The sequence below is a fragment of the Streptomyces sp. NH27 genome, from assembly GCF_056859195.1.
The window spans coordinates 1-4,382 of record NZ_JACEGK010000614.1; the positions used below are offsets into that span (position 1 = coordinate 1).

Annotated in this window: 7 protein-coding genes; 5 read left to right on the forward strand and 2 right to left on the reverse strand. The window is 71.5% G+C overall.

Annotated features, from left to right (window positions below; all coding sequences use genetic code 11):
• The 3 genes from AC13HU_RS33070 to AC13HU_RS33080 form a co-directional block, all read left to right on the forward strand.
• Positions 1 to 273 (forward strand): DUF6907 domain-containing protein (locus tag AC13HU_RS33070; RefSeq protein ID WP_483045674.1); only part of this gene is annotated, 273 nt, incomplete at its 5' end.
• Positions 270 to 392, forward strand: a complete 123-nt coding sequence (locus AC13HU_RS33075) for a hypothetical protein (protein WP_483045675.1) — start codon at positions 270 to 272, stop codon at positions 390 to 392. The genes AC13HU_RS33070 and AC13HU_RS33075, both read left to right, overlap by 4 nt.
• Before the next feature lie 180 nt (positions 393 to 572).
• Positions 573 to 908 carry an NUDIX hydrolase gene (locus tag AC13HU_RS33080; protein WP_483045676.1) on the forward strand — a complete coding sequence of 112 codons (336 nt, stop codon included), beginning with the start codon at positions 573 to 575 and terminating at the stop codon, positions 906 to 908.
• A 271-nt stretch (positions 909 to 1,179) separates the two neighbouring features.
• On the opposite strand, the gene AC13HU_RS33085 is transcribed toward AC13HU_RS33080, so the two are convergent.
• On the reverse strand, positions 1,180 to 1,962 hold the full coding sequence (locus AC13HU_RS33085; protein WP_483045677.1) for an alpha/beta hydrolase: 783 nt from the start codon (positions 1,960 to 1,962) through the stop codon (positions 1,180 to 1,182).
• Between the two features lie 100 nt (positions 1,963 to 2,062).
• Between AC13HU_RS33085 and AC13HU_RS33090 the strand changes: the two genes are divergently transcribed.
• Both AC13HU_RS33090 and AC13HU_RS33095 read left to right on the forward strand, forming a co-directional pair.
• Positions 2,063 to 3,226 carry an adenosine deaminase gene (locus AC13HU_RS33090; RefSeq protein WP_483045678.1) on the forward strand — a complete coding sequence of 388 codons (1,164 nt, stop codon included), beginning with the start codon at positions 2,063 to 2,065 and terminating at the stop codon, positions 3,224 to 3,226.
• 93 nt (positions 3,227 to 3,319) lie between these two features.
• On the forward strand, positions 3,320 to 3,631 hold the full coding sequence (locus tag AC13HU_RS33095) for a hypothetical protein (RefSeq protein WP_483045679.1): 312 nt from the start codon (positions 3,320 to 3,322) through the stop codon (positions 3,629 to 3,631).
• Between the two features lie 148 nt (positions 3,632 to 3,779).
• Here AC13HU_RS33095 and AC13HU_RS33100 read toward each other — a convergent pair whose 3' ends face one another.
• Entirely contained in the window at positions 3,780 to 4,277 is a 498-nt protein-coding gene (locus tag AC13HU_RS33100) for a VanZ family protein (protein ID WP_483045680.1), read from the reverse strand.
• Between the last annotated feature and the right edge of the window lie 105 nt (positions 4,278 to 4,382).

Sequence of the window (4,382 nt, forward strand, 5' to 3'; positions counted from 1 at the left end):
GACTGCAACCCCTTCGCGACCGTCCCCGAAGCCCGCGTCCCTGTGGTGAATCTGCGCCTGGCCGGGGAGTTCTGGCTCACCGACCTCGGCCCCGAGGAACTCGCCCATCTCGCGCACGGACTCCGCAGGCTGGCCGACCGCCTCGACCACGGCACCATCCCCGCCCTGATCCACGCGCGCACCGACTGGACCACCCACCACCCGCCGAAGCCGCACGACTGCAACCGCTCCGCGAGCGGCGACACCAACGTGACCGCCGGGGGTATCACGTGATCCGCCAATGGAAGATCGCCCTCATCGCCGGTTGGACCGGCATCGCCGTGCTCACCGCCCTCGCCCTGGTCATCGGCATCGTCCTCGGACTCACCATCGCCAGCCAACCCGCCCCGTGATCCCCACCGGATATGCCCGGGGTCGGTCACCGGGCGAGGTGTTCAGTCGAACTCCGCAGGCCACCCTTCCGGGTAGCGCGTGTCAGCCCGCGAGGCGAGGAGCCCTGGCTAACGTCCTCGCTGCCCCCGGACCGAGGTGGCAGCACAAGCACCAACCTCCGTACAGAAGTAGGTAATCGGATGACTGCTATTGACGACTCGACGGTTCGCGATCCCGACGCGCTGCGCGCGGTAACCCAGCCCGACCGCGGGCCGACCCGCGACGCCACGGTCGTCGTCGCCCGTGACGCCGACGGCCTCGTAGCCGTCCTCAGCGCCCACTTCCCCGAACATGGAGGTGACTACCTCTTTCTCCCGGGCGGCCGGAGGGAATCCGGCGAGAGTCCCGAGGAGTGCGCGCGACGCGAACTGCGCGAGGAATCCGGCGTGATCGCCACGGCCTGGCGACCACTCGGCTCCTTCGCCCTCGTGCTCTCCTCGTCCGCCCGGTCCATCTCTACGAGGCTCGCGACCTGACCTGCGGACCGCAGCAACTCACGCCCACGGAACAGGACTTCAAACTCGCCTGGTGGCCCATGGACGAGGCCCTGCACACCGCCGAGCACGGCCGTTTTCTCCTGCCGGCCGGCCCGCTCGCGCTGTTCCTGGCAGACAGGGCACAGCCCGGGTGAAACGTGACCCCGTTGGGGGTGACGGTGCCTTCGCGGAAGGACCCGCGCCCCCGCCACCGTGGGCCGCCGGGTCCCGCAACGAGCGGAAAGGGGCCGCCCGGGCGGGTCCGGGCGCCCTACCCCCGGAGGGAGCGGCCGAAGCCGGCGGCCAAGGGCATCCGCAAGCCCAGTGGCGGGGGAGCCGCGAGGGCGTCGGCGACGGGGCGGGCGAAAGGGCGCTCCAGGAGGGAGCCGAGGACGAAGTCCGCGGTGAGGGCGAAGACTTCCGGCCGGTGCTGGTGCAACCCGTGCCCGTCGGTGTGCACCTCGAACCTGCACACCTCACGATTGACCTTCTTCGCCCGCTCGGCGAGCTCGTAGGACAACTCCGGGTCGGTCGTGGTGTCGTCGGTGCCGTGCACGATCAGCACCTGCCGCCCGTTGAGCTGCTTGACCGGCTCCGGCTCGGGCCCCTCCGGCAGCCAGGGTGCGAGCGCGACGACGGAACGCACGGCGGAGTGCCCGGCTGCGTGCAGCGCCGCCCGCGCGCCCATGTCGAGGCCGACCAGGCATATGGGCACGTCGCCGTAGCGCCGTACCGCCTCGCCGACCGCCCACTCCGTGTCCTGCGCGGGGTGCGCGTGACCGCCGTTCCAGCCGCGGAAGCGGTAGTGCACGACGTGTGCCGCCACCCCGTCGGCCGCGCCGGCCCGTACGAGGTGCCGGGCCAGCGACCACATCGCGGCGGCGGCCACCGGTGAACGCCGGCGGGTGCTCAGCGCGTTGCCGCCCGGCAGCGCGAGCACCACCGCGCGCACGGTCGGCACTTCGGCACGCTGCTCACGCTGCCGGGGCACGAGACCGGGCGCGACCTGCCGCCCGAGTCGCGCGCCACGCGCCGGTAATGCTTGCGAAGCCATGGCGCAACGATGGCAGACAGGAGGGTGTGCGTTCGATGGCCAAGCGGAAAATAGTTGGTCCGGACGCGATATCTACGCGCGTAGGGGCTATCGTTCGGGAATGGAGAACGCCACACCGAACCTCCCCGCGGGGGAGCAGATCCGCCGTGCCCCGAAAGTCCTGCTCCACGACCATCTCGACGGTGGGCTGCGCCCCGGCACGATCGTGGACATCGCGCGAGCGACCGGATACGAAGCGTTGCCCGAGACCGATCCGGACAAGCTCGGCCGGTGGTTCCGCGAGGCGGCCGACTCCGGTTCCCTGGAACGCTATCTGGAGACCTTCGCGCACACCTGCGCGGTGATGCAGACCCGCGACGCGCTGGTCCGGGTCGCCGCCGAGTGCGCCGAGGACCTGGCCGCCGACGGCGTGGTCTACGCCGAGGTGCGGTACGCCCCCGAGCAGCACCTGGAGGGCGGGCTCACCCTGGAGGAGGTCGTCGAGGCGGTCAACGAGGGCTTCCGCGAAGGCGAGCGGCGCGCCCGCGAGGACGGCAACCGGATCAGGGTCGGCGCCCTGCTCACCGCGATGCGGCACGCCGCCCGCTCCCAGGAGATCGCCGAACTCGCCAACCGCTACCGGGACCTGGGCGTCGTCGGCTTCGACATCGCCGGCGCCGAGGCGGGGTTCCCGCCCACCCGGCACCTGGACGCGTTCGACTACCTCAAGCGCGAGAACAACCACTTCACCATCCACGCCGGCGAGGCGTTCGGCCTGCCGTCGATCTGGCAGGCCCTGCAGTGGTGCGGCGCGGACCGGCTCGGCCACGGGGTGCGGATCATCGACGACATCACCGTCGACGACGACGGCGTGCACCTCGGCCGGCTCGCCTCCTACGTCCGCGACAAGCGGGTGCCGCTGGAGATGTGCCCCACCTCCAACCTGCAGACCGGCGCGGCCTCCTCCTACCGGGAGCACCCGATCGGACTGCTGCGGCGACTGCACTTCAGGGTCACCGTCAACACCGACAACCGGCTGATGTCCGGGACCAGCATGAGCCAGGAGTTCGCCCACCTGATCGAGGCGTTCGGCTACACCTTCGACGACATGCAGTGGTTCACCGTCAACGCGATGAAGTCCGCGTTCATCCCTTTTGACGAACGACTCGCCATGATCAACGAGGTGATCAAGCCCGGTTACGCCGAGTTGAAGGCCGAGTGGCTGTTCGCCCCGGGCGTCGCCGTACCGCCTGTGGCCAGTGCCTCTGCCGCCGCGCGGGGCTGATCGGGACGATGGCGCGGCCCCGGCCGGAGACGGGGTCACGGCCGCGCCACGCCGGTTGCACCCGGTGCGTTCCGATGGCTACGTTCCGTCGTCATGCAGACCTTCACCAAGAAGACCCTCACGACCGCCGTCCTCGGCCTGGCAGTCACCGCGGCTGCGGCCGGCACCGCCTCCGCCGCCGGCCTGGTGCAGTCGAGCGACGCCCTCGCGCCGGTCGGCTCGGCCGCCAACCTGCTGCCCGGCGCCACCTCCACGGTGGCCGGTGCGCAGACCGCGCTCAGCAACGGGACGTCCGCGCTGCCGACCGGTTCGGCCGGCAACCTGCTGCCGTCGGACAACCACCTCTCGGGCAACTCGCTCGGCCCGGCCACCGGCCTGATCGGCGGGCTCCCCATCGGAGGCTGACCGCATTATCGGGGCGCCCCCGACCCACCGGGGTGCCCCGTTCCGCCGGTTGCGGGACCACCCGCCGGTGGACGGTCGCGCGCGGTTCTCCACGACCAAGGGGCGTGGGGGCCTGTGTTTCCCGAGGGCCTTCGCGGACCCGGGTGGGTCAGGGCACGCTCGCCGGTAGGGGTTCCCGTGCCGGGGGGATCGGTTCGGCCGTGCGCAGGAGGCGGCGTCTGGCCGCGGGGACGACCAGCAGGTGGGCGAGCGCGACGCCCAGCGTGTTGAGGATCAGCGCGTCCACGTCGAAGATCTGCCCGGGGACCATGGTCTGGGTGAACTCGAGCAGCATCGACACCATCAGGCCGGCGAAGACCGTACGTACGAAGGACGCGAGGCCCGACGCCTCCGCTCGTCCGCCGGCCATGGGCAGCAGGACGCCGAGCGGTGCCAGCAACCCCAGTCCCGCGCCGAGCCGCCGGGCGGCCTCGACCGGGCTCATCGCGAGATCGTCGCGGATCGTGTCGAACGGTCGGAGGTTGGGCGCCGACACCCAGGCCACGTAATGCGGCCGCAGCAGCATCCACCCGATCAACACCAGATACGCGGCGGTGAGCAACAGCCCGGCCGCGCGCACCTTGAAGACGAAGCCGTCGTGCCGCACACTCCCGATGACGTCCGCGCCGCGCGCGCTGGTTCCCGTTCCGCCACCGCGACACGCCCGCCACCTGCGTGATCCCGATCACAAGCCGTTCCCGGGTGCCCACCG